24 protein-coding genes and 1 pseudogene are annotated in these 25,226 nt (G+C 60.0%); 12 read left to right on the top strand and 13 right to left on the bottom strand.

Annotation, left to right across the window (positions count from 1 at the left end; all coding sequences use genetic code 11):
* Positions 1-10 precede the first annotated feature (10 nt).
* Positions 11-3,037 (top strand): multidrug efflux RND transporter permease subunit, encoded by a 3,027-nt coding sequence (locus tag GFU70_RS21970; RefSeq protein ID WP_058544493.1) that lies wholly within the window; start codon positions 11-13, stop codon positions 3,035-3,037.
* Between the two features lie 319 nt (positions 3,038-3,356).
* Here GFU70_RS21970 and GFU70_RS21975 read toward each other — a convergent pair whose 3' ends face one another.
* The 5 genes from GFU70_RS21975 to colR form a co-directional block, all read right to left on the bottom strand.
* On the bottom strand, positions 3,357-3,584 hold the full coding sequence (locus GFU70_RS21975) for a hypothetical protein (RefSeq protein WP_058544494.1): 228 nt from the start codon (positions 3,582-3,584) through the stop codon (positions 3,357-3,359).
* A gap of 2 nt (positions 3,585-3,586) precedes the next feature.
* Entirely contained in the window at positions 3,587-4,297 is a 711-nt protein-coding gene (locus GFU70_RS21980; RefSeq protein WP_058544495.1) for a lipopolysaccharide kinase InaA family protein, read from the bottom strand.
* 4 nt (positions 4,298-4,301) lie between these two features.
* A complete protein-coding gene (locus GFU70_RS21985; RefSeq protein ID WP_058544496.1) occupies positions 4,302-4,970 on the bottom strand; it encodes a class I SAM-dependent methyltransferase in 669 nt (222 codons plus the stop codon).
* Positions 4,971-5,083: 113 nt separating this feature from the next.
* Positions 5,084-6,361 carry a sensor histidine kinase gene (locus tag GFU70_RS21990; RefSeq protein ID WP_058544497.1) on the bottom strand — a complete coding sequence of 426 codons (1,278 nt, stop codon included), beginning with the start codon at positions 6,359-6,361 and terminating at the stop codon, positions 5,084-5,086.
* Positions 6,351-7,034, bottom strand: coding sequence for a two-component system response regulator ColR (gene colR / locus GFU70_RS21995; protein WP_058544498.1), 684 nt, complete (start codon positions 7,032-7,034; stop codon positions 6,351-6,353). The genes GFU70_RS21990 and colR overlap by 11 nt, the downstream gene beginning before the upstream one ends.
* A gap of 246 nt (positions 7,035-7,280) precedes the next feature.
* Between colR and GFU70_RS22000 the strand changes: the two genes are divergently transcribed.
* Positions 7,281-8,024: a phosphatase PAP2 family protein gene (locus GFU70_RS22000; RefSeq protein ID WP_116641449.1), complete on the top strand. Its 744-nt coding sequence runs from the start codon at positions 7,281-7,283 to the stop codon at positions 8,022-8,024.
* Positions 8,025-8,235: 211 nt separating this feature from the next.
* On the opposite strand, the gene groL is transcribed toward GFU70_RS22000, so the two are convergent.
* From groL to GFU70_RS22020, 4 genes are all read right to left on the bottom strand, one after another.
* Positions 8,236-9,879: a chaperonin GroEL gene (groL, locus tag GFU70_RS22005; protein WP_116641448.1), complete on the bottom strand. Its 1,644-nt coding sequence runs from the start codon at positions 9,877-9,879 to the stop codon at positions 8,236-8,238.
* A gap of 50 nt (positions 9,880-9,929) precedes the next feature.
* A complete protein-coding gene (locus tag GFU70_RS22010; protein ID WP_003204913.1) occupies positions 9,930-10,223 on the bottom strand; it encodes a co-chaperone GroES in 294 nt (97 codons plus the stop codon).
* 243 nt (positions 10,224-10,466) lie between these two features.
* Positions 10,467-10,943 carry an FxsA family protein gene (locus tag GFU70_RS22015; protein ID WP_058542224.1) on the bottom strand — a complete coding sequence of 159 codons (477 nt, stop codon included), beginning with the start codon at positions 10,941-10,943 and terminating at the stop codon, positions 10,467-10,469.
* Between the two features lie 66 nt (positions 10,944-11,009).
* Complete coding sequence (locus GFU70_RS22020; RefSeq protein ID WP_153388809.1) at positions 11,010-11,741, bottom strand: HugZ family protein; 732 nt, start codon at positions 11,739-11,741, stop codon at positions 11,010-11,012.
* A 164-nt stretch (positions 11,742-11,905) separates the two neighbouring features.
* Between GFU70_RS22020 and GFU70_RS22025 the strand changes: the two genes are divergently transcribed.
* Positions 11,906-12,664, top strand: coding sequence for an SDR family oxidoreductase (locus GFU70_RS22025; RefSeq protein WP_153388810.1), 759 nt, complete (start codon positions 11,906-11,908; stop codon positions 12,662-12,664).
* 171 nt (positions 12,665-12,835) lie between these two features.
* On the opposite strand, the gene apbC is transcribed toward GFU70_RS22025, so the two are convergent.
* On the bottom strand, positions 12,836-13,930 hold the full coding sequence (apbC, locus tag GFU70_RS22030; protein WP_116641447.1) for an iron-sulfur cluster carrier protein ApbC: 1,095 nt from the start codon (positions 13,928-13,930) through the stop codon (positions 12,836-12,838).
* A gap of 336 nt (positions 13,931-14,266) precedes the next feature.
* On the opposite strand from apbC, the gene metG reads away from it, so the two are divergent.
* From metG to GFU70_RS22070, 8 genes are all read left to right on the top strand, one after another.
* Complete coding sequence (metG, locus tag GFU70_RS22035) at positions 14,267-16,312, top strand: methionine--tRNA ligase (RefSeq protein ID WP_153388811.1); 2,046 nt, start codon at positions 14,267-14,269, stop codon at positions 16,310-16,312.
* A gap of 130 nt (positions 16,313-16,442) precedes the next feature.
* A complete protein-coding gene (locus GFU70_RS22040) occupies positions 16,443-17,015 on the top strand; it encodes an Rnf-Nqr domain containing protein (protein ID WP_153388812.1) in 573 nt (190 codons plus the stop codon).
* Positions 17,012-18,031 (top strand): electron transport complex subunit RsxB, encoded by a 1,020-nt coding sequence (gene rsxB / locus GFU70_RS22045; protein ID WP_058542218.1) that lies wholly within the window; start codon positions 17,012-17,014, stop codon positions 18,029-18,031. The genes GFU70_RS22040 and rsxB overlap by 4 nt, the downstream gene beginning before the upstream one ends.
* On the top strand, positions 18,018-19,004 hold the full coding sequence (locus tag GFU70_RS22050; RefSeq protein WP_153388813.1) for an RnfABCDGE type electron transport complex subunit D: 987 nt from the start codon (positions 18,018-18,020) through the stop codon (positions 19,002-19,004). The genes rsxB and GFU70_RS22050 overlap by 14 nt, the downstream gene beginning before the upstream one ends.
* Positions 19,001-19,612: an RnfABCDGE type electron transport complex subunit G gene (locus GFU70_RS22055; protein ID WP_058542216.1), complete on the top strand. Its 612-nt coding sequence runs from the start codon at positions 19,001-19,003 to the stop codon at positions 19,610-19,612. The genes GFU70_RS22050 and GFU70_RS22055 overlap by 4 nt, the downstream gene beginning before the upstream one ends.
* On the top strand, positions 19,605-20,138 hold the full coding sequence (locus tag GFU70_RS22060) for an Rnf-Nqr domain containing protein (RefSeq protein ID WP_058542215.1): 534 nt from the start codon (positions 19,605-19,607) through the stop codon (positions 20,136-20,138). The genes GFU70_RS22055 and GFU70_RS22060 overlap by 8 nt, the downstream gene beginning before the upstream one ends.
* Positions 20,135-20,773: an endonuclease III gene (gene nth / locus GFU70_RS22065; protein ID WP_058542214.1), complete on the top strand. Its 639-nt coding sequence runs from the start codon at positions 20,135-20,137 to the stop codon at positions 20,771-20,773. Before GFU70_RS22060 ends, nth begins: the two co-directional genes overlap by 4 nt.
* A 107-nt stretch (positions 20,774-20,880) precedes the next feature.
* Positions 20,881-21,063 (top strand): PA3496 family putative envelope integrity protein, encoded by a 183-nt coding sequence (locus tag GFU70_RS22070; RefSeq protein WP_003204937.1) that lies wholly within the window; start codon positions 20,881-20,883, stop codon positions 21,061-21,063.
* 53 nt (positions 21,064-21,116) lie between these two features.
* Here the strand turns inward: GFU70_RS22070 and GFU70_RS22075 are convergent, their stop codons facing one another.
* Positions 21,117-21,743 carry a response regulator transcription factor gene (locus tag GFU70_RS22075; protein ID WP_058542213.1) on the bottom strand — a complete coding sequence of 209 codons (627 nt, stop codon included), beginning with the start codon at positions 21,741-21,743 and terminating at the stop codon, positions 21,117-21,119.
* A gap of 468 nt (positions 21,744-22,211) precedes the next feature.
* Between GFU70_RS22075 and GFU70_RS22080 the strand changes: the two are divergent.
* Positions 22,212-22,467, top strand: a pseudogene (locus GFU70_RS22080) (hypothetical protein); the annotation flags it as partial.
* Between the two features lie 331 nt (positions 22,468-22,798).
* Here the strand turns inward: GFU70_RS22080 and GFU70_RS22085 are convergent.
* Both GFU70_RS22085 and GFU70_RS22090 read right to left on the bottom strand, forming a co-directional pair.
* A complete protein-coding gene (locus GFU70_RS22085) occupies positions 22,799-24,016 on the bottom strand; it encodes an argininosuccinate synthase (RefSeq protein WP_053124536.1) in 1,218 nt (405 codons plus the stop codon).
* Between the two features lie 128 nt (positions 24,017-24,144).
* Positions 24,145-25,095 (bottom strand): flagellar protein MotY, encoded by a 951-nt coding sequence (locus GFU70_RS22090; protein ID WP_058542211.1) that lies wholly within the window; start codon positions 25,093-25,095, stop codon positions 24,145-24,147.
* Positions 25,096-25,226 lie beyond the last annotated feature (131 nt).

A 25,226-nucleotide genomic window follows, 5' to 3' on the forward strand; every position in this document is an offset into this window, starting at 1 on the left:
AGGAACCCCCATGGCTTTTACCGATCCGTTCATCCGCCGTCCGGTGCTCGCCACCGTGGTCAGCCTTTTGATCGTGCTGCTGGGCTTCCAGGCCTGGAGCAAGTTGCCCCTGCGCCAGTATCCGCAAATGGAGAACGCCCTGATCACGGTGACCACCGCCTACCCCGGGGCCAACGCCGAGACCATCCAGGGCTACATCACCCAGCCGATGCAGCAGAGCCTGGCCAGTGCCGAGGGCATCGACTACATGACCTCGGTCAGCCGCCAGAATTTCTCGGTGATTTCGGTCTACGCCCGCATCGGCTCCAACAGCGACCGGCTCTTTACCGAATTGCTGGCCAAGGCCAACGAGGTCAAGAACCAGTTGCCCCAGGATGCCGAGGACCCGGTCCTCAGCCGCGAGGCCGCCGATGCCTCGGCACTGATGTACATCAGCTTCTTCAGCAAGGAACTGAGCAACCCGCAGATCACCGACTATCTGTCGCGGGTGATCCAGCCCAAACTGGCGACCCTGCCAGGCATGGCTGAGGCGGAGATCCTCGGCAACCAGGTCTTTGCCATGCGCCTGTGGCTGGACCCGGTCAAGCTCGCCGGTTTCGGCCTGACTGCGGCCGACGTGACCAATGCCGTGCGCCAGCAAAACTTCCTCTCCGCCGCCGGTGAAGTGAAAGGCGAGTATGTGGTCACCAGCATCAACGCCAATACCGAACTCAAGTCCGCCGAGGCCTTCGGCGCGATCCCGCTCAAGACCGAGGGCGACAGCCGCGTGTTGCTGCGGGACGTGGCCCGCGTGGAGATGGGTGCCGAGAACTACGACACCATCAGCTCCTTTGGTGGCACACCCTCGGTGTACATCGGGATCAAGGCTACGCCCGGTGCAAACCCGCTGGATGTGATCAAGGAAGTGCGCAAGATCATGCCGGACATGGAGGCCCAGCTCCCGGCCAACCTCAAGGCCGAGATCGCCTACGACGCCACCCTGTTCATCCAGGCCTCCATCGACGAAGTGGTGAAAACCCTGTTCGAGGCGGTGCTGATCGTGATCGTCGTGGTGTTCCTGTTCCTCGGTGCCCTGCGTTCGGTGGTCATCCCGGTGGTGACCATTCCGCTGTCGATGATCGGCGTGATGTTCTTCATGCAGTTGATGGGCTACTCGATGAACCTCCTGACCCTGCTGGCCATGGTGCTCGCCATCGGTCTGGTAGTGGACGACGCCATCGTGGTGGTGGAAAACATTCACCGGCACATCGAGGAAGGCAAGACCCCATTCGACGCCGCGATAGAAGGTGCCCGGGAAATCGCCATGCCGGTGGTCTCGATGACCATCACCCTGGCCGCGGTGTACGCGCCGATCGGCCTGCTGCAGGGCCTGACCGGAGCCTTGTTCAAGGAATTCGCATTGACCTTGGCCGGGGCGGTGGTGATCTCCGGGATCGTCGCCCTGACCTTGTCACCGATGATGTGCGCCATGCTCCTGCGCCACGACGAGAACCCCTCGGGGTTGGCTCATCGGCTGGACAGGGCTTTCGAAAGCTTGAAGAGCCGTTACCAGCGCATGCTCCATGGCACGCTCAACACCCGGCCGGTGGTCCTGGTGTTCGCCGTGATCGTCCTGCTGCTGATCCCGGTGCTGATCATGTTCACCAAATCCGAACTGGCACCCGACGAAGACCAGGGCATCATCTTCATGATGGCCACCGCTCCGCAACCCACCAACCTTGACTATCTGAACACGTACACCGATCACTTCATTACTATCTTCAAGGAGTTCCCCGAGTACTACTCCTCGTTCCAGATCAACGGCTACAACGGCGTACAGTCGGGCATCGGGGGCTTTCTGCTCAAGCCCTGGAACGAACGCAGCCGTACCCAGATGGAAATCCTGCCAGAGGTCCAGGCCAAGCTGGAAAGCGTGCCTGGCTTGCAGATCTTCGGTTTCAACCTGCCCTCGCTGCCGGGGACCGGTGAAGGCTTGCCGTTCGCGTTCGTCATCAACTCGCCGAAGGACTATGCGACGCTGCTGGAGATTGCCGAGCGGGTCAAAAAGCGCGCATTGGAATCCGGCAAGTTCGCCTTCATGGACATTGACCTGGCGTTCGACAAGCCCGAAGTCGTGGTGGATATCGATCGCGCCAAGGCCGCCCAGATGGGCGTCTCGATGCAGGACCTGGGCGGTACCCTGGCGACACTGCTGGGCGAGGCTGAGATCAACCGCTTCACCCTCGAGGGACGCAGCTACAAGGTCATTGCCCAGGTCGAACGCCCCTTCCGGGACAACCCGCAGTGGTTGAACAACTACTACGTGAAAAATGCCAAGGGTGAATCACTCCCGCTGTCGACCCTGATCAAGGTCAGCGACCGGGCGCGGCCGCGACAACTGAACCAGTTCCAGCAGCTCAATGCGGTGACCATCTCGGGCTTTCCCATCGTGAGCATGGGCGAGGCGATCGAGACCGTCCGCCAGATTGCCCGGGAGGAAGCCCCGGTGGGGTTTGCCTTCGACTACGCCGGGGCTTCGCGCCAATTCGTACAGGAAGGTAGCGCGTTGTGGGTGACCTTTGCCTTGGCCCTGGCGATCATCTTCCTGGTACTGGCCGCACAGTTCGAAAGCTTCCGGGACCCGCTGGTGATCCTGGTGACCGTGCCGCTGTCGATTTGCGGCGCCTTGATCCCGCTGTTCCTAGGCTGGTCGAGCATGAACATCTATACCCAGGTGGGGCTGGTGACGCTGATTGGCCTGATCAGCAAGCATGGGATCCTGATTGTCGAATTCGCCAACCAGCTGCGCAGGGAACAGAACCTGACACCGCGCGAAGCCGTGGAACAAGCTGCGTCGATTCGTCTGCGGCCGGTACTGATGACCACCGCAGCCATGGTGTTCGGCATGGTGCCGCTCATCTTCGCCACAGGCGCCGGGGCGGTGAGCCGCTTCGACATCGGCACGGTCATCGCCACCGGGATGTCGATTGGCACCTTGTTCACGTTGTTCGTGTTGCCTTGCGTCTACACGCTGCTGGCCAAGCCGGACAAAGCCTGAGGAGTGTTGAAGCAAACTTGCTGGTACGGGATGTTTTTGTGGCGAGGGAGCTTGCTCCCGCTCGGCTCTGTAGGAGCTGGCGAAGCCTGCGATCTTTTGATCTTGATCTTTCGCTCTTGACTCAATGAGCAATGAGAAGATCGCAGCCTCGTTGCACTCGACAGCTCCTACACAGCTCCCGCCCATACAGCTCCAGCGGGAGCAAGCTCCCTCGCCACGGGTTGTGTGTTTGACTGGAGGCTTGTAGTGGCCTTCTAAAAAACCAAAACAAAAATAAAGGCCTCGCACAAGCGAGGCCTTTATTTTGGCTTCATGTCTCTCAACTTTGCGGCCTCATCCCCTGGGACAGGCTGAACATGAACAGCAGCAGATCATCGTCCGGCTGGATCGCCTCGCTGACCTTTGCCACACGCGGCAAAGGACAATACGTATCAGCATTGGAAGCGCTGAGGATCTGCGAGCGGGGCTGCTCCCATACAGCCACCGCCATTGATGCAACTGCCAGGGCTGCGACTAAAAACAAACCTCTAGCAATTTCTAATTTCATCGCTATAAACCTTTGATAGCGCTGCCAAACGCCGCCTCGTAAAAGTAGACGAGTTTTTTCCAGTCAGCGTCGCTAAACGACGAGTGGCGCCGCAATTGCTTAAGGTCATGGGATGCCGCACGTTGGGCGGTCAGGCGCTGGCGACACTTTTCAAAATCGAGCAAAGCCACCTCGGGCTTGGCCGCCTCGCCCTCCCCGGTCACGCGTACAAAGACGTGCTTGATATAGATACAGCCATGTTGCCAACGGCCCTTGTGCATGCGCGCCAGGTTTTCAGCCAGCGCCAGGAGGATTTGATCATGCACCGCTTCGCCATGGCGCTCGCGGCCACCTCCGGCATACCAGTGCTCGATCTCTTCAAATCCTTCCAGCGCCTGGGTCACCAGCAGCGCACGCCACTTGTGAACCGGGTCCCGCTGGGCGCCACAGAAAATGAGCTGGGGGACGCGAACACCCAGTCGGGTCAACGCCAGGAGTGCGTCTTGCTCGCGCAGCACGGTCGGTCTACCGAACGGGTGCAACCAGCTACGATAAATATGTCCGGTCTGACGCTTGGCATAAAGCAGCTTGCCGTCCTTGCTCTTGATACGTTGTACGCCGCTTTCACCGCCGCGACGTACATTGGGCTCTTCCACCCACTCTCCCTGCTGGCTCCAGAAATCTTCAAAGTCACCGGGAAAATTCGTTGATGCCTCTACTGCCTGCACACCCATGCCCTTACCTCTTGCGTAATACATAAACTCGCCACATGGCATAGAGCGGTAGAAAATCCAGCCGTTCCTGAATGCGAAACCCTGCCTGCCGAAACTCATCCTCTACTGTAGCAACCGGTAACACAAATCGATTCTGGTAGTCTTTTTGCCCACGAGTGCGTTCCTGACGCTTGCGTTTCCAGGCCTTGAAATTGCCATCGACCCATAACGAAACGATCACGCTATCACGGGTAACGCGCTCGAATTCCTTGAGAATCGCCAGTCGATGCGCGGGTTCACCGATGTGGTGCAACAGGCGCATGCAAAAAATGCTGTCGACGGCGTTATCAGGCAAGGCAATGTCGAATGCAGAAGTGTGCAAGGGTTGTACCCGTTTCACCACATCGGCCGATTGAGCCTCCATTGCGGTCTTGAGCATGGCCTCGGAATTGTCCGCGCCGATGATGACCCGGTTCGGTTTTTCGGCCAACAAGGGCCAGAAGCGCCCGGCACCGCACGGCAGGTCCAATACCAGGCCAGGGTCACCGACAAGCGCCAATGCACGCCGGGCCAGTTGTTGGTCTCGCTGGTTGGACAGACGGCGACTCAAGCCACTGCGATGCTTATGAAAATATTTCTTGGCGTGCTGTTCGTCGTATTTTTCGGAAAAGTCCAGCTTGATGGGTTTGGACATAAAGGGGGCTCCGTGACTGATCGGCCCACTTTATGATTCGAGATGTCATGTCTCTGTGAAAATGAAGTCACGTAAATGCCATAAATATTTACAAGACTTTTCCGTGCATACGCTTAGCCCTTTGGATTCAATTCCACTTCGAAATGACAACCATTGGGTTCCATCGTACTGAGACTCACCGTCCAGCCCTGGTTCTCGCAAATCCGTTGCACCAGGGATAACCCCAACCCCAGCCCCTCGCCGCGCTTTTCGTTGCCGCGCACGAATGGCTCGAACATCGCCTCGCGCTTCTCCTCCGGGATGCCCACGCCGCTGTCCTCGACCACGAAGCCAGTGGCAGTCAACGAGAGACGGATGAACCCCTGGTCGGTGTAGTGCAAGGCATTACGCAGCAAATTGCCCATGACGGCGGTCAGGAAAGTGGCGTTATACAAGGTGTCGAGGGTTTGTCCCGGTTCGAAGATCAGCGTCAAACCTTTGGATTCGATGGGGTCGCGCCACACGCCGAGGAGATTTTCAGCCACCTGTGCAAGGTTCAGCCGAGGCGACATGCCATTGTCTTCACGCTGGGCCCTGGCGAGCATCAGGAAGGTCTGCACCAGTTCGCGCATCTCTTCACTGGCTCTGTTGATGCGCTCGACCTGGGTGCGACCACGCAGGTCCAGTGTCGGGTTTTCCGCCAGCAATTCACAGGAGGTCGCCAAGACCATCAACGGTGTGCGCAACTCATGGCTCACGTCGCTGGTGAACAATCGTTCCCGGGTCAGGGCCTGGCGCAAGCGCCCCAGTGTTGCGTCGAACGCCACGGCCAGTTCACCCACTTCATCGGCGGCATAATCCGGGGCCAGTGGCGGAGCCAGGCCCAGGAGTTGGTCGCGATGGCGCACTTGCCGGGCCAGGCGAACCACCGGCGCCATCACCCGGCGCGCCAGGACCCAGCCCAAAAATACCGCCAGCGCCAGGCTGAGCACAAAGCCCACCAGCACCACGGCAAACAGCACCCGCTCGCGCTCTTCGAAATCACTCTGGTCTTGCAGCAACACGTAGCGCCGGCCGTCAACGATCTCGACCATGGCGTGATACGACAACTGCTCGCGAAACACTTCGTGGAAACCACGTTCCAGATGGCGAAGGTCCTTGGGCAACTCGAAGTCACCTGGACCGCCGCTGAAATAAAACAATTGGTCGGGTTCCGGGCGATGGTTCCAGTCCGAGACGCTGTCCATCAAGAGCAAGCGCTGCAGATCGCCGCCAAGCCCGGCAGAAATCAGTTTTTCTTCGACCAAATGGACCGTCGCCACAATGCCCATGGCGAAAGCGCCAGCCACCAATGCGCTCATCAGCGCAAAGGCGATGATGATCCGTTGGGCGAGGCTCTGCTTAAACTCCATCGCGGCCCTCGGCCAAGCGATAGCCGACGCCATGTACGGTGTGCAACAACGGTTTGTCGAACGGTTTGTCGATCACCTGGCGCAGTTGATGGACGTGGCTGCGCAGGCTGTCGCTGTCCGGGCAGTCATCGCCCCACAACGCTTCTTCGAGGATTTCGCGGCGCAGCACGTGAGGGCTTTTCTGCATCAATACCGCCAGCAGCTTGAGGCCTACGGGGTTGAGCTTGAGCAGCTTGCCTTCACGGGTCACTTCCAGGGTATCGAGGTCGTAGCTCAGGTCGCCGACCTGCAAGGCACGGCGGCCACCACCCTGGGACCGACGCATGACAGCTTCGATCCGCGCCGCCAGTTCCGACAGGGCAAACGGTTTGATCAGGTAGTCATCGGCCCCGGACTTGAAACCCTGCAGACGATCGTCCAACTGATCCCGGGCGGTGAGCATGATCACCGGTGTATCGCGCCGGGCGTCTTCACGCAGGCGCTTGCACAAGGTATAGCCATCGATGCCCGGCAGCATGATGTCGAGCACGATCAGGTCGTAGTGTTCGGTCGCGGCCAGGTGCAACCCCGACAGACCGTCCTGGGCACAATCGACGGTGTAGCCCTTGAGCCCCAGGTAATCGGCCAGGTTGGCCAGGATATCGCGGTTGTCTTCGACCAATAGAATTCGCATGGGCACCTCTGCGTACACAGTTAACGGCCATCTTGGCCCGCGCAGCTTACGGCCAAGCGTGCCTCACGGCTAGGGTTGTATCGGGTCGCGGCAGCTCAGGCCTCTGTGGGAGCGGGCAAGTGAGCCCAGGCACGGGACTCGTTGGCATTGACGAGTTTTTCACCCAGCATTCACACCGTCCCGACGCAACGCAGACCAGACTGCGCAACGCGCTGCTTTACGAAAACTCCCATCAAAGGTATTGCCATGGTTTCCACCGTCATCCGACCCGCTTCCAGACCCCTGAATTTCTGGCTTGCCCTGGGCCTGCCTGTCGTCGTCGCAGCGACGCTGGTGTTGCTGGAGTTGACCACGCTGGACATGGACGTGGCCAAGCTGTTTTACGACCCGATGTCGGGTGGATTCATCGGTCGGCACAGTTTTTTTCTGGAAGACATCCTGCACGATCGAGCCAAACAGGTGGTTATCGTATTCTCCGTGCTGGCGGTCCTGGGATTCATCAGCTCATTCTTCATCAGCTGGCTCAAACCGTTCAAGCGCGAGCTCGGTTGCCTGGTGCTGTCCCTGGCACTGGCGACGTCCTTCGTCACGCCAATGAAAGCGGTGACGGCGGTGCAATGCCCCTGGAGCCTGAAGGAATTCGGTGGCAAGGAAACCTACAGCGAACTGCTAAGCCCGCGCCCGGCCACGGACAAACCCGGTCGATGCTGGCCCGGCGGCCACGCCGCCACCGGGTTCACCTTGTTTGCGCTGTTCTTCGTCCTGCGCGACCGCCGCCCACGCCTGGCCCGCCAGGTCCTGGTATTCGCCTTTACCTTGGGAACAGTCTTCTCCGTGGGTCGGATGATGCAAGGGGCGCACTTCTTTTCCCACAACGTGTGGACCGCGGTGTTCTGTTGGCTGATCAGCCTGGGGTGCTACTACTACATCCTGTACCGACCGGCCGTCATGACTGATCGCGTGGCGTTGAGCCAGCCTTCCAACGCCTGAAAACGCCCCGGACAAACCCTGTGGGAGCAAAGCTTGCTCGCGATCGCAATGGCAGCTTCAGCATCCCGGCAAGCTGACCCACCGCAATCGCGAGCAAGCTTTGCTCCCACAGAGACAGCTGGGTCCAGCTCAATGCCGGGATAAACCCAAGGCAAAAAAAAACCCGCCTGCTTTCGCAGGCGGGTTTTTTCGCTACAGGGGTAAGGCTGGCTTACATCATGCCGCCCATGCCACCCATGCCGCCCATGTCTGGCATACCGCCGCCAGCTGGAGCGTCTTCCTTGATTTCAGCGATCATCGCCTCGGTGGTGATCATCAGGCTGGCAATCGACGAAGCCGCTTGCAGAGCCGAACGAGTCACTTTGGCTGGGTCCAGGATACCCATTTCGATCATGTCGCCGTATTCGCCGGTAGCAGCGTTGTAACCGTAGTTACCCGTACCCTGCTTGACCTTGTCGACCACAACGCTTGGCTCGTCGCCGGAGTTGGCAACGATCTGGCGCAGCGGGGCTTCGACAGCGCGACGCAGCAACTGAATGCCCACGTTCTGGTCATCGTTGTCGCCTTTGAGTTCGCTGATGGCTTGCAGAGCACGAACCAGTGCCACGCCGCCGCCAGGTACCACGCCTTCTTCGACGGCTGCGCGGGTGGCGTGCAGGGCGTCTTCAACGCGGGCTTTCTTCTCTTTCATTTCAACTTCGGAACCAGCGCCAACCTTGATCACTGCAACGCCGCCGGACAGCTTGGCCAGGCGCTCTTGCAGTTTTTCACGGTCGTAGTCGGACGAAGTCTCGGCCACTTGGGCGCGGATCTGAGTCACGCGAGCCTGGATGTCAGTCTCGACGCCGGCACCGTCGATCACGGTGGTGTTTTCCTTGGACAGGATCACGCGCTTGGCGTTACCCAGGTGCTCCAGGGTGGTGCTTTCCAGGCTCAGGCCGATCTCTTCGGAGATAACGGTACCGCCGGTCAGTACGGCGATGTCCTGCAGCATGGCCTTGCGACGATCGCCGAAGCCTGGTGCCTTGACGGCAGCGACCTTGACGATACCGCGCATGTTGTTCACGACCAGGGTCGCCAGGGCTTCGCCTTCAACGTCTTCAGCCACGATCAGCAGTGGGCGGCCGGCTTTGGCAACGGCTTCCAGCACTGGCAGCATTTCGCGGATGTTGGAGATCTTCTTGTCCACCAGCAGGATCAGCGGGCCGTCGAGCTCGGCGGTCATGGTGTCCGGCTTGTTGACGAAGTACGGGGACAGGTAGCCACGGTCGAACTGCATGCCTTCTACGACCGACAGTTCGTTTTCCAGGCCCGAGCCTTCTTCGACGGTGATCACGCCTTCTTTACCGACTTTTTCCATGGCTTCGGCAATGATGTCGCCGATGGAGTTGTCGGAGTTGGCGGAGATGGTGCCGACCTGAGCGATCGCCTTGGTGTCAGCGCATGGCTTGGACAGCGCCTTGAGCTCTTTGACGATGGCGATGGTCGCCTTGTCGATGCCGCGCTTGAGGTCCATCGGGTTCATGCCGGCAGCGACGGCTTTGAGACCTTCGTTGACGATCGATTGAGCCAGGACGGTCGCGGTGGTGGTGCCGTCGCCAGCGTCATCGTTGGCACGGGAGGCAACGTCTTTGACCAGTTGCGCGCCCATGTTTTCGAAGCGGTCTTTGAGCTCGATTTCTTTGGCTACGGAAACGCCGTCCTTGGTGATGGTCGGAGCGCCGAAGCTCTTCTCGATGATCACGTTACGGCCTTTCGGGCCCAGGGTCGCTTTTACTGCGTCAGCCAGGACGTTGACACCGGCGAGCATTTTCTTGCGGGCGGAATCGCCGAATTTAACTTCTTTAGCAGCCATGATCGATATTCCTTAAATACTTTGTAGTAATGGGAAAATGGGCGGGGGAATCAGCCTTCGAGAACAGCGAGGATTTCGTTCTCGCTCATTACCAGCAGGTCTTCGCCGTCGACTTTCACTGTGTTGCTGCCGGAGTAAGGGCCGAACACAACCTTGTCACCCACTTTCACGGCCAGCGCACGTACTTCACCGTTTTCCAGTGCCTTGCCTGGGCCTACAGCGAGAACTTCACCGTGGTTGGCTTTTTCAGCAGCCGAACCTGGCAGGACGATACCGCCAGCGGTTTTCTTCTCTTCTTCGCTGCGACGGATGACGACGCGGTCATGCAGAGGACGAAGCTTCATTGTCGATCTCTCCTAATTTTTGGTTTTCATCGGCCGGTGTAGTCCCGGCGGGTTTAACAAAGCCGGCAGAGCCGGGTGCGGTTCGTCAGTCGAACCGCGGAAGTCTGTCCGGTGTCACCACCGGAAACCTTGCGGTGACCGTTACATAAGGGCGCACAAGTGGATTACAAGGGCGGGGCAGAAAATTTTTTACTGCGCGCAGCCAAAATGAACACGGCGCCCGAAGGCGCCGTGTCGCAGGTTTTACTTGGAATCGCGGTGTTCGAATTCGCCTTCGATCACGTCGGGCTCGCGGCCCAAAGGCTCGCGCGGAGCCGGACCGCCGCGGGGCTGGAGGTCATCGGCGAAGGCGCGCTGACGAATCGCCTGCTCTTCGGCGCGCTGGCGCATTTTATTGGCCAGCAACCGACGGGTGAACGGCAACAGCATGACCAGGCCCAGCACGTCGCTGATAAAACCAGGCAGGATCAACAGGCCGCCACCCAGGGCCAGCATCAGGCCTTCGAGCATGGTCTGGGCAGGCAACTCGCCACGATTCAGGCTTTCACGGGCACGCAACGCCGTGGCCAGGCCAGCAATGCGCAGCACGAACACGCCGAGCATCGAGCCGAGAATGACCAGCAGCAGCGCCGGGAAAAACCCGATCGCACCGCTGACCTTGACGAATACGAACAGCTCCAACACCGGGAACAGCAGAAAGAGCAACAAAAAAGGGCGCATCAAATGGTTCCTCAACGCAAGAATGCCTTGCTATGAAAACCTAAATGACGTCGCCCTTTCGTGAATTCAAGCGTCGACCTCCGCATTTTTTGGCCATTGCTCGGCGTGAGCCAGATAAACCAAGGCTTCGCGCACTTGTGTCGGCGTGTTGCAAGGCGTCGGAAAGGCCAGCCAGTGCAGGCCCTGGCCTATACGCAGGTGCATGCCTTCGCTGTCGATGCCCACCAATTGCGCCGGTTCGCTTTTCGGCAGGCCGGCCAGTTCCACGTAATGGGCAATGGCCTTGGCGTGGTCGGCGTTCATGTGCTCGACCATGCTGGTTTCGGCTTTGCCGGCGAAGGGATTGGCCAGGGTGAGCTGGTCGATCCAGTGGATGGCGCCAAAGCCGCCGATGTAGCGATGGCGTACCGGCTCGAGTACCCAGAAATCGAAATCATGGGCCTTGTGGTAGTTCTGCGAGTCAGGGAAATAGCGGTAGTAACGCTCGGCGGCAGCCTCGATGGCAGCGCTGTCTTCGAGTTTGCGGGCCTCGGCCAGGTAGGTCAGGCGCCCCACGGCCTGCACATCCTCGGCGCCCCGCTCGCCCACCAGCATCGAACACCTGGGGTCTTTTTGCAGGTTGTGAGTGTGCTGGGCGATCCGGCTGATCAGGATCAGTGGCCGGCCTTGATCGTCCAGGCAATAGGGCACCACGGAGCCGAACGGAAAGCCGGGCATGGATTTGGAATGAGTGGAGAGCACTCCACGGTATTCCTTGAGCAGAAGTTCGCGGGCATGCTTGACAGCTTCAACGCTCAATTTATGACTCCTTTAATGAAATCCGTCTAGAAAACGGTCAGGCGACTGGAGTAATGTTCCGATACACCGATAGGGCAGTTCTCGTGTGCAACCGGGCTACACCGTCGCAAATCGAGAGACGTCCCCGAAGGTCCCCTCCACCGCTGCGCCACCTGGACATGAGCATGCAACTCACTGACAAAGTAATCATTATCACCGGCGGTTGCCAGGGCCTGGGCCGCTCCATGGCCGAGTATCTCGCGGGCAAAGGCGCGAAGCTGGCCCTGGTGGACCTCAACCAGGAGAAACTCGACCAGGCGGTTGCCGCGTGTGTAGCCAAGGGCGTCGAAGCCCGGGCGTACCTGTGCAACGTCGCCAATGAAGAGCAGGTGATCGACATGGTCGCCCGCGTCGTCGAGGATTTCGGCGCGATCCACGGCCTGATCAACAACGCCGGGATCCTGCGCGACGGCTTGCTGCTCAAGGTCAAGGACGGCGAAATGACCACGATGAGCCTGGCCCAGTGGCAGGCCGTGATCGACGTCAACCTCACCGGTGTATTCCTGTGCACCCGTGAAGTGGCGGCGAAAATGGTCGAGTTGAAAAACAGCGGCGCCATCATCAATATCTCGTCGATCTCCCGCGCCGGCAATGTCGGCCAGACCAACTACTCCGCCGCCAAGGCCGGCGTGGCCGCCGCCACCGTGACCTGGGCCAAGGAACTGGCGCGCTACGGCATCCGCGTGGCGGGCATCGCACCGGGTTTCATCGAAACCGAGATGACCCTGGGCATGAAGCCCGAGGCCCTGGAAAAAATGACCTCGGGGATCCCACTCAAGCGCATGGGCAAGCCCGAGGAGATCGCTCATTCGGCAGCGTATATCTTCGAGAACGACTATTACACCGGTCGGATCCTGGAGATGGATGGCGGGTTGCGGATCTAAACCCAGCGCATAACCAAATGTGGGAGTGGGCTTGTGGGAGCACAGCTTGCTCGCGATGACGGCGTCACATACAACACATCTGTGGCTTTAAAACCGCTATCGCGAGCAAGCTGTGCTCCCACAGGTTTGCTCCCACAGGCTCGCTCCCACATGGGATTGCTGTTCAGCCGGTCAATCGTCGCTCATGGTGATGTTCGGCATCGCCGGTGACGCAGCCTCCTGCAACACGATCCGCGCGCCCACGTGGCGGGCCAGTTCCTGATAGACCATGGCGATCTGGCTGTCCGGTTCAGCGATGACTGTCGGCTTGCCGCCGTCGGCCTGTTCGCGGATCAGCATCGACAGCGGCAGCGAAGCCAGCAATTCGACGCCGTACTGGCTCGCCAGTTTTTCCCCGCCCCCTTCGCCGAACAGATGCTCGGCATGCCCACAGTTCGAGCAGATGTGCACAGCCATGTTCTCCACCACGCCCAGCACCGGGATGTTGACCTTGCGGAACATCTCCACGCCCTTGCGTGCGTCCAGCAAGGCCAGGTCTTGAGGCGTGGTGACGATCACCGCACCGGCCACCGGGACTTTCTGCGCCAGGGTCAGCTGGATATCGCCGGTGCCAGGTGGCATGTCGATCACCAGGTAATCCAGGTCGCCCCAGGCGGTTTGCGTGACCAGTTGCAGCAAGGCGCCGGAAACCATCGGCCCGCGCCAGACCATTGGCGTGTTGTCGTCGGTCAGGAAGGCCATGGACATGACTTCCACGCCATGGGACTGGATCGGCACGAACCACTTCTGGTCCTTGACCTGTGGCCGGGTGCCCTCGGCAACACCGAACATGATGCCCTGGCTCGGACCATAGATGTCTGCATCGAGAATCCCGACCTTCGCCCCTTCACGCGCCAGGGCCAGGGCCAGGTTGGCCGCGGTGGTGGACTTGCCCACGCCGCCCTTGCCCGAGGCCACGGCGATCACGTTCTTGACGTTCGCCAGCCCCGGCACCTGCGCCTGGGCCTTGTGGGCGGCGATCACACTGGTGATGTCGACTTTGGCGGCGCTCACCCCGTCCATGGCCTCGATCGCCATTTGCAGCATCTGCGCCCAGCCGCTCTTGAACAGGTCGGCGGCATAGCCGATTTCCAGCTGGACACTGACGCGATCTCCCTGGATGTCGATGGCGCGCACGCATCCGGCGCTGACCGGGTCCTGGTTCAGGTAAGGGTCGGTGTACTGGCGAAGGACGGCTTCCACCGCTGCGCGATTGACGGCGCTCATGGGCAACTCCGATAACAAGACTTGAAAACAGGCCGCTATCCTACGCCGCGCATGCTTGTGTGGCGACCCGATTACTGTCGCGCGAATATCTTTGTGGCGAGGGGATTTATCCCCGCTGAGTTGCGAAGCGACCCCAAAACCAGGCGCCTCGGTGGACCAAACTGGTCAGGTTCGAATGTTTTGGGACTGCTGCGCAGTCCAGCGGGGATAAATCCCCTCGCCACAGTTGTGCTCTGCTGCTCCCGGCAATGCATCCCGAAACAGCCCCGAAGGGTGAAAAAAAGCCGCCAGCGCTTTATAGTGGCCGACCTCCGTTTCATCAAGTAGCCGAGCCCCATGTCCGAGCCACGCAAGATTCTCGTCACCAGCGCCCTGCCCTATGCCAATGGTTCGATTCACCTCGGCCATATGCTGGAATACATCCAGACCGATATGTGGACGCGCTTCCAGAAACATCGCGGCAACCAGTGCATCTATGTCTGCGCCGACGACGCCCACGGTTCGGCGATCATGCTGCGCGCGGAAAAGGAAGGCATCACCCCGGAACAACTGATCGCCAACGTCCAGGCCGAACACAGTGCCGACTTTGCCGAGTTCCTGGTGGACTTCGACAATTTCCACTCCACTCACTCCGAAGAAAACCGTGAGCTGTCGAGCCAGATCTACCTGAAGCTGCGTGACGCTGGGCACATCGCCACCCGTTCGGTCACCCAGTATTTCGACCCGGAAAAGAACATGTTCCTGGCCGACCGCTTCATCAAGGGCACGTGCCCGAAATGCGGCACCGAAGACCAGTACGGCGACAACTGTGAAAAATGCGGCGCTACCTACGCACCGACCGATCTGAAAGACCCGAAATCGGCGATTTCCGGCGCCACCCCGGTGCTCAGGGACTCCCAGCACTTCTTCTTCAAGCTGCCGGATTTCCAGGCGATGCTGCAAACCTGGACCCGCAGCGGCACGTTGCACGACGCGGTGGCCAACAAGCTCTCCGAATGGCTCGACTCCGGCCTGCAAGAGTGGGACATTTCCCGCGATGCGCCGTACTTCGGCTTCGAAATCCCCGGCGAACCCGGCAAGTATTTCTACGTGTGGCTGGATGCGCCCATCGGCTACATGGCGAGCTTCAAGAACCTTTGCGACCGCACCCCGGAGCTGGACTTCGACGCGTTCTGGGGCAAGGACTCCACGGCCGAGGTGTATCACTTCATCGGCAAGGACATCGTCAACTTCCACGCGCTGTTCTGGCCCGCCATGCTCGAAGGCGCCGGTTTCCGCAAGCCGACCGCGATCAATGTCCACGGCTACCTGACCGTCAACGGCCAGAAAATGTCCAAGTCCCGCGGCACCTTCATCAAGGCCCGGACCTACCTGGACCACCTGTCCCCGGAATACCTGCGTTACTACTACGCGGCCAAGCTCGGCCGCGGCGTCGACGACCTGGACCTGAACCTCGAAGACTTCGTGCAGAAGGTCAACTCCGACCTGGTGGGCAAGGTCGTCAACATTGCCAGCCGTTGCGCCGGGTTCATCCACAAGGGCAACGCCGGGGTCCTGGTCGCCGGCAACGCCGCGCCGGAACTGACCGACGCCTTCCTGGCAGCCGCGCCAAGCATCGCCGAAGCCTACGAGTCCCGCGACTTTGCCCGTGCCATGCGCGAAATCATGGCACTGGCCGACCGCGCCAACGCCTGGATCGCCGACAAGGCGCCCTGGTCCCTGGCCAAACAGGAAGGCAAACAGGACGAAGTCCAGGCGATCTGCGCCCTGGGCATCAATCTGTTCCGCCAACTGGTGATTTTCCTCAAGCCGGTGCTGCCGCTGCTGGCTGCCGATGCCGAGGCATTCCTCAACGTCGCGCCACTGACCTGGAACGATCACCAGACGCTGCTGAGCAACCATCAGTTGAACGCGTTCAAGCCGTTGATGACCCGTATCGACGCCGCCAAGGTGCAAGCCATGATCGACGCCTCCAAGGAAGACCTGGCCGCCAGCCAGACCGACACCGGCGCGCCTGCCGGCAATGGCGAACTGGCCAAGGACCCGCTGTCGCCGGAAATCGATTTCGACGCCTTTGCCGCTGTCGACCTGCGCGTGGCACTGATCGTCAAGGCCGAGGCCGTCGAAGGGGCCGACAAGTTGCTGCGCCTGACCCTGGACATCGGCGACGAGCAACGCAACGTGTTCTCCGGTATCAAGGGTGCCTACCCGGACCCGGCCAAGCTCGAAGGCCGGCTGACGATGATGATCGCCAACCTCAAGCCACGCAAAATGCGCTTTGGTATTTCCGAAGGCATGGTGATGGCGGCAGGCCCCGGCGGCGAGGAAATCTACCTGTTGAGCCCTGACAGCGGCGCCAAGCCGGGCCAGCGGATCAAGTAACACGACCGCTCGCTGCACCGATCCCACAGCCGCCATGCCGGTGGCTGTGGGATTTTCATATCTGGCCCACGCCTGCGGCGTGCCGGATAATGCCTAATCTTGTAACAGGCCCTTTGTCGCCAACACGCCCATGACCGAAATCGTCCTCACGCTGTTCAGCGCTGCCCTGATCAACAACCTGGTGTTGCATTGGCCGCTGGGCGTCGATCCGCTGCTGGCGGTCAACGGTAGGAGGCAGGTACACGCCTTGGGGCTGGCGACGGCATGCCTGATGCTGATCGTCGGCACCCTGGGCTATCTGGTCGATCATGGGCTGTTGGCGCCGACAAACCTGGTCTCGCTGCGCCTGCTGGCGTGGCTGTCCTTGAGCGTGTTGCTGATCGCCCCCTTGCTGCGCCTGCTGGCACGCGGGCTCCCGGCAATGCTGTTCGAGGGGTTGTGGCCGCTGTTGCTCGGCAATGCGGGCATACTGGGGGTCACGCTGCTCAACGGCCAGGATGACCGAGGCCTGGGCCACGCCGTGGCCCTGAGCCTGGGCGCCGGGCTGGGCTTCTGGCTGGTGCTGAGCCTGTTCGACGATCTGCGCCAGCGCACCTTCAATAACGATATTCCCTTGCCCTTTCGGGGCCTGCCGATTCAGTTGATCAGCGCCGGACTGATGGCGGTGGCCTTTCTCGGATTGCGCGGGCTGGTCAAAACATGAACCTGATTCAACGTATCGACGCCCTGCTGCCGCAGACCCAATGCGGCAAGTGCGGCCATCCCGGGTGCAAGCCCTACGCCGAAGGCATCGCCCAGGGCGAGCCGATCAATAAATGTCCGCCCGGGGGACGTGAAACCCTCGCCGCCCTGGCCGAGCTGATGAAAATACCGGTGTTGGAGCTCGACACCAGCCGCGGCGTGGCCCCGGCGCAAATCGCCTTTATCCGTGAAGCCGAATGCATCGGTTGCACCAAGTGCATCCAGGCCTGTCCGGTGGACGCGATTGTCGGCGCGGCCAAGCTGATGCACACCGTCCTCATCGACGAATGCACAGGCTGCGATCTGTGCGTGGCGCCCTGCCCGGTCGATTGCATTGAAATGCACCCTCTGCCGACGGCAAACGTGCTGCCGATCGTCGGCGGCCTGGCTTTCAGCGCCGAAGAACAGCAGGCGCGAACCGCCAAGCGCAATCATGCCCGGCGCCGCTTCGAACAACGCAATGCGCGCCTGCGCCGCGAAGAAGAGCAGCGCCAGGCCGAACGCCTGGCTCGGGCCCAGCGAGCGGCGCAGGCCCAGGTTCAAACCCAGGATCAGGCACTCGATCCCGTACAAGCGGCACTGGAACGCGTGCGCGCGCAAAAAGCCGCCACCGCCGATGCCGCCTTGAAAAAAGCCAAGGTTGAGCTGGCCATGAGCCGGGCGCAATTGAACAAATCCTTGAAAGCCTTCGGCCACCCGCCCACCTTCGAGCAGCAGTCGCAACTGATCGTGCTGCAACGCCAGTTCGAAGCGGCCGAACAGGCCTTGAGCCAACTGGAAAACGCCGCACCCGCGGCCGCGCCAACCCCTGCACCGACGCAAAACGCCGAGCTGAAGCGGGCCAAGATCCAACTGGCGATGCGCCGCGCCGAACTCAGCAAAGCCCGGGCAGCTACGGCATCGGATGAACAACTGCAGGCATTGGAACAAGCGGTGAAGGATGCCGAACGCCAGGTGGACGCCCATGCCGCCTCTTGAGCCAGTGGACGAACGGCTGCGCCAAGCAATGACGCGAGTGTTGCTGGCGACACTGCCCGGCACGCTGGCGTTGCTGTGGTTCCATGGCTGGGGCGTGGCGCTCAACTTGCTGTTGTCCGGCGTCACTGCGCTGGCGGTCGAAGCGTTGGTGCTGCGCCTGCGACGCCGGCCACTCAAGCCCGACCTGAACGATGGCAGCGCGCTGGTCAGCGCCACGCTGCTGGCCCTGGCCTTGCCGGCCTATTGCCCCTGGTGGCTGACCGTCACGGCGGCCGCTTGCGCCTTGCTGTTGGGCAAGCACCTGTGGGGCGGCGTCGGCAGCAACCCGTTCAACCCGGCGATGCTCGGGTACGCCCTGGTACTGGTGGCGTTTCCTTCCCAGATGAGTCACTGGCCGGCGCTCCACGGCATGGGCCTGTCTGAAGGCTTGCAGCAGGTATTCGGCGCTCATCCGACGCCCGATGCCTGGGCCGGGGCGACCGCGCTGGAAAGTGTGCGGATCAACACGAGCCTGACCGTCGATGAACTGTTCGCCAACGATCCGGCGTTCGGACGCTTCGGGGGCCGGGGTGTCGAATGGGTCAACCTGGCCTTCCTGGCGGGTGGTCTGTTTCTGCTGCAGCAACGGGTGTTCAGTTGGCATGCACCGGTGGGCATGCTGGTGAGCCTGTCCATCGTCAGCCTGCTGTGCTGGAACGGCTCGGGCTCCGACTCCCATGGCTCGCCGCTGTTTCATCTGTTCAGCGGCGCAACCATGCTCGGCGCATTTTTTATCGCGACCGAACCGGTCTCGGGTGCCAAGACCCCTCTGTCCCGCCTGCTGTTTGGCGCGGGCATGGGGTTGCTGGTCTATCTGATACGCACCTGGGGTGGCTACCCGGACGGCGTGGCGTTCGCGGTGTTGCTGATGAACCTCGGCGTGCCGGCGCTGGACCGGTTTGCCGAGGCGCGACAACGGCGGCCACTGACATGAACAATCCCGTCGGCGTGGCACTCCTGACCTTGTTGATCGGCCTGGGTGTCGGTGCCACTTACCTCACGCACCTGGGCACGACCGGGCGCATCGAGGCCCAGCGACAAGCACTGGCGAACAGGGCCTTGCTCGAGGTGCTGCCCACCGACCACTATGATAACCAGCCTTTGGCGCACCCCGTTGTCACAGCCTCGGTGCCCCTGGCCCATAGCACGCTGCTGGGTGGCTACCTGGCGACTCGCAGCGGCCAACCCAGCGCCGTGCTGCTGCGTAGCCAGGCGCTGGGTTATGAAGGCAGCATCGAATTGTTGATCGCCATCGAGCCACAAGGCCGGTTGCTGGGCGTCAAGACCTTGCGTCAATCCGAGACACCCGGATTGGGCGCGGCGATTGCCGGCTGGCCGAATGCCTGGTTGCAGACTTTCACGGGTAAATCACGCCAGGCGCCTGATGACAGCGGCTGGGCCTTGAAAAAGGACCAGGGCCAGTTCGATCAACTGACAGGCGCGACAGTGACGTCCCGGGCGGTCCTGCAGGCTGTTCACGATGCGTTGCGTTACTTCGACGAGCACAAGGCTCAGTTGATGGGGGTGGCTGCAAATGAATAAGCCATGGGCACTGACACACGGCCTGCTGCTCGTCCCTTTGGTTGGCGCGAGCGGTTCGCTGGTTGGCGCGCTGGGGTTATGGCTGGCCTGGGCCTGGGTTCTTTTCAGCCATGGCTTGGCAATGGGGCTTGTCCGGCAACGCCTGACAGCCTGTCAACGGCTGCTCGCCTCCATCGTGCTGGCCGCGACCCTGACCACCTGCACTGGCCTTGTCGTCCAGGCCTGGGCGCTGGAGCTTTATCGACCGTTGAGCCTTTACGTTGGCTGGATCGCCCTGAGCTGCGTGACCTTGGAGCACGAAGGTTTCTTCGTTGAGTCTCGCTGGTCCGGCCGCCTCAGGCTGGCCGGGCTGTTTGGCCTCTTGATGATCAGCCTGGGCGCCGTGCGTGGGCTGATCGGCAGCGGCCTGCCCCTGGCCCTGCTCGCCCCTGGCGGGTTCATTCTGCTTGGGCTGCTGTTGGCGGCCCGACAGGCCTGGACGACCGCCAAACCCCATTCATCCGTTAAGGAAACGCCGCGCCCATGAACGCCGCAAAACGCCTGGAAATATTTCGTCGCTTTCACGAGGACAACCCGGAACCGAAAACCGAACTGGCTTATTCCTCGCCGTTCGAGTTGCTGATCGCAGTCATTCTGTCAGCCCAGTCCACCGACGTCGGCGTCAACAAAGCCACGGCCAAACTGTTCCCGGTGGCCAATACGCCGGAGGCGATCCATGCCCTGGGCGTCGAAGGATTGTCCGAGTACATCAAGACCATCGGGCTGTTCAACAGCAAGGCCAAAAACGTGATCGAGACCTGCCGCCTGCTGATCGAGCGCCACGGCGGTGAAGTCCCGCAGACTCGCGAAGCGCTGGAAGCCCTTCCGGGGGTCGGCCGCAAAACCGCCAATGTCGTGCTCAATACCGCGTTTCGGCAGTTGACCATGGCGGTCGACACCCACATTTTCCGCGTCAGCAACCGCACCGGGCTGGCCCCCGGCAAAAACGTGGTGGAGGTCGAGAAGAAACTGATGAAATTTGTCCCCAAGGAATTCCTGCTGGACTCCCATCACTGGCTCATCCTTCACGGGCGTTACGTTTGCCTGGCCCGCAAGCCTCGCTGCGGCAGCTGCCGAATCGAAGATTTATGCGAATACAAGCACAAGACCTCCGACGATTGAGACGCTATTGCTTTTATCGATCCATCGATTGAAAAAATCTTTTTTACCCGCCCGTGGTTTATGGATATAAGGAGCGCCAATGGCAGTCTTAGCCTGGAGTCGAACCCATGAGTGCTGGCAAAGAACAACTGGATGTAGAAGACGAATTCATCGCCGCTGAGGCCGACGACGTCGAACCTGTGGTCGTGGAAGTGGCGAAAACCAACCTGAGCAAGCGCCGCACCATTGATAACCTGCTGGAAGAGCGCCGCCTGCAGAAGCAACTGGCCGATTATGACTTTGACCTCTGACACGTAAAAGCCTCCCTGATGGAGGCTTTTTACTGTACGCGTGTTCCGTAAACTCACGCCAACCCATTGCGCTGTGCCAGTTCGATCAGGTCGACCAGCGAACGGGCATTGAGCTTCAATAACAGGCGCGTCTTGTAGGTACTGACGGTCTTGTTGCTCAAGAACATTCCATCGGCGATCTCCTTGTTGGTCTTTCCGCGCGCCAGTTGCTGCAAGACCATCATCTCGCGCCCCGATAATCGATCGACCATATCGGACTCACTGGCATTGCCCAGACTCGACCGCACCGTATGCAGTGCCTGGTTGGGAAAGTAACTGTAGCCGGACAGTACTGCCTTGATAGCACTCAGTAACTCGGTAAGATCCTGTTGCTTGCATACATATCCGGCCGCCCCCGTCTGCATACAGCGCATCGAAAAATGTCCCGGCGACTGGGAAGTCAGCACCAACACCTTCATGGGTGAAGGAATAGTCGTCAGGCGAGCAATGACTTCCAATCCGTCCAACTTCGGAATACCGATATCGAGAATGACGATATCGGGCATAAGTTCGCGGGCAAACTGTAAAGCATCGACGCCATTATCGGTTTCGGCAACGACTTCATAACCATGACGCTCCATCAGCAAACGTACAGCAAGACGAATGACGGGATGATCATCCACGATCAGCACTTTATTCATGGGCAAATCCAACTTCGCTGTTCGAATTTTTAGAGCACGCACAATAGCCTAGTCATTTCTACCTTGGCATGCTGCCCCCCCCTGAACGCTCGCACCGAGAGACAGAACCTACAAGCTATACAGAAAATTCCTACGAATTACCCCAGAAAAAATGTGTCATGAATTTTTTTACCGAGAAAAAATGACCTCTCTCAACAACCCGGCAACCCTATGAACAATGCGCTCTTTCAGCGCCATACCCAGTTGCGGAAACCCCGTTGAAAAACACTTCACTCATAGAAAGTAACTGAATTATTTACTGTTAAAACTACCTTCCACTCACTCCAGGAAGAAGATTCATATATAAAACACACTCAGGCACCCGACATCCAGCATCGGCAGCCTTTGCAACCACACCTATATTTATCAAGCATAGACAACCACTTTCCAGCCCACTCACCGAGCATGAATATTTCATGAGCATTTACCATGAACAAACCTTTGAAAACCATCACCAACCCCATGACTCTCATTGCCATATTTGCAACTTTATCCGAAACGTCCGCAGCCATTTCGTTACCCTTTCTGGATGATGACGATCGTGAATACTATCTTTGGTTCTTGATCAGTTTTCCTTTTTATCTATTGCTGCTTTTTTTCATCACCCTCAATTTCAATTATCGTTCCCTGTACTCACCTTCAGATTTTCGCAAGAGCAAACATTTCATAAAGACCATGGGTGATTCGCCCTGTCGGCGTAAACGGATCCTGCGCCGGGCGGGAAAGGCCAAAGAGTGGCTGTTGATACGTTTTCAACGACACGGGCGCGAATCAGCGGACACGCTTTTCATTGTGTGCAGCCAATCGGGGCATCTGATCGAAACCTGCCAGTCTGTGCACGTAAAGCGCACTGGCATCGTTGTGTGCATCATCTACAACAGCACCGAGCGTGCCGCACCAGGGCAGGATGAATGAGCGATCGTGGGGCAGCGCTACGGCGAATGGGCCTGCGCAAAAGAAGAGGTCCAAAAAAAACGGCCTGCTCGAAGCAGGCCGTTTTCTTTGTACAGCCAAGGTCAGAACAGCTTGCGACCCTTGTTCGCCGCGATGCGCATGCGCAGGGCGTTGAGCTTGATGAAGCCGGCCGCGTCAGCCTGGTTATAGGCACCGCCGTCTTCTTCGAAGGTCGCGATGTTGGCATCGAACAGCGAGTCGTCGGACTTGCGCCCGGTCACGATCACGTTGCCCTTGTACAACTTCAGGCGCACGACACCGTTCACGTTGGTCTGGGAGGCGTCGATCATCTGTTGCAGCATCAGACGCTCAGGGCTCCACCAGTAGCCGGTGTAGATCAGACTGGCATACTTGGGCATCAACTCATCTTTGAGGTGAGCCACTTCGCGGTCCAGGGTGATCGACTCGATCGCCCGGTGGGCACGCAGCATGATGGTGCCACCTGGGGTTTCGTAGCAGCCGCGGGACTTCATGCCCACATAGCGGTTTTCGACGATGTCCAGGCGACCGATGCCGTGTTCGCCACCGATGCGGTTCAGGGTCGCCAGCACGGTGGCCGGGCTCATCTCAACGCCGTCCAGCGCGACGATATCGCCGTTGCGATAGGTCAGTTCCAGGTATTGCGGGGTATCAGGAGCCTTCTCCGGGGAGACGGTCCAGCGCCACATGTCTTCTTCGTGCTCGGTCCAGGTGTCTTCCAGCACGCCGCCTTCATAGGAGATGTGCAGCAGGTTGGCATCCATCGAGTACGGGGATTTTTTCTTGCCATGGCGCTCGATCGGAATCGCGTGCTTCTCGGCGTAGTCCATCAGTTTTTCACGGGACAGCAAGTCCCATTCACGCCACGGGGCAATGACTTTCACGCCCGGCTTGAGGGCATAGGCACCCAGTTCGAAGCGCACCTGGTCGTTGCCTTTGCCGGTGGCGCCATGGGAAATGGCGTCGGCGCCGGTTTCGTTGGCGATTTCGATCAGGCGCTTGGCGATCAACGGACGGGCGATGGACGTACCCAGCAGGTACTCGCCTTCGTAAACGGTGTTGGCGCGGAACATCGGGAACACGAAATCGCGGACGAATTCTTCGCGCAGGTCATCGATGTAGATCTCTTTGACGCCCATGGCCTGGGCCTTGGCGCGTGCAGGCTCGACTTCTTCGCCCTGTCCCAGGTCAGCGGTGAAGGTCACCACTTCGCAGTTATAAGTGTCCTGCAGCCACTTGAGGATCACCGAAGTGTCCAGGCCGCCGGAATACGCCAGAACGACCTTGTTTACGTCCGCCATGCCATCACTCCACGGGTTGTACGGAAAGCCGTGAAGTCTAACGTCCAGCGCGGATAATTTACAGGGGCGCGACAGCTTATGACGACGAAGCGACAGATTATGTCGAGCGTGCGACGGTCAAAATCAACTCAGGACGTGCGCGAAGTCGCCCCGGCAGGCGCGACGGCGGGTGTCTTGGCCGGCGCCGCAGTAGGCGCGGGCTGCGCAGCAGGTGCCGGCGCTTCGGTCGGCGCCACGCGCTCCAGGCGCACGACCACTCGACGGTTCTTGGCACGGTTGGCGGCATTGGTGTTGGGCACCAGGGGGTAACGCTCGCCATGGAAGCGCAGGGTAATCTGCGACTCCTGGAAGCCATTGGCCTTGAAGAAGTCCTGGACCGCCAGGGCCCGGCGGCGCGACAGCTCACGGTTGGTCAAGCGGTTGCCACTGTTATCAGAGTGGCCATCTAGCTCGACATGGTTGACGCTCGGGTCGGCCTTGATGAAATCGAGCATCACCTGCAGTTGGGCCTTGGCTTGGGTGTCGAGCACCACTCCGTCGCCGGGGAAGCCGATCTGTGTTTGCTTGATCTGCTCAAAGTTCTTCGGCAACAGTTTCGCTACACAACCCTGATAATCGCTGAAAGCCTTGCTGAAACGCACCGGCAGCAGGCGTACCTCCGAGACCCGGCCGTCTTCGGCATTGCGGCGCACCACGGGGCTGCGACCTTCCATCAGTCCACTGATCAAGCGGCCCGCCTGGACCTGGGAGCTGTTGAACAGTACATCGCCGCTGCCGATCCTGACCGACCCCAGGTTGATATCGCCCCGCCCCGGTTGCCACGGTGCGGCGGCCGCCAATAGGGTTGCCGAACCACCGCCAAGCATCGGGTTGTAGGTCTTGAGGCGAAACGTAGCCTGTTCGCCGGCCCGACGCACGAATTCGCCACTGCCAAAATCAGTGATCGGCTGGCTCAGCCGGCACTCGAACTTGTCGCCTTCGACCGTCCACTCAATGCTCTCCAGACGGGTCTGGAAAGTGAGCGCCATGGCGGGAAGGCTGGCAAACACACTGAGCAAGGCTAGATAACGCTGGCGCACGGGAGGCTCCACTGACTTTTATACAAAGATCGACGCATGCCAGGGGGGCATGACGCCTGTCCGGGGCGCTGCACGGATTCGCGGCACACCTGTAGGAGCTATCGGTAAGTTGCGGCAGAACTTGATAGCGG

This window comes from Pseudomonas brassicacearum (assembly GCF_009601685.2).
Taxonomy (GTDB): Bacteria; Pseudomonadota; Gammaproteobacteria; order Pseudomonadales; family Pseudomonadaceae; genus Aquipseudomonas; species Aquipseudomonas kilonensis_B.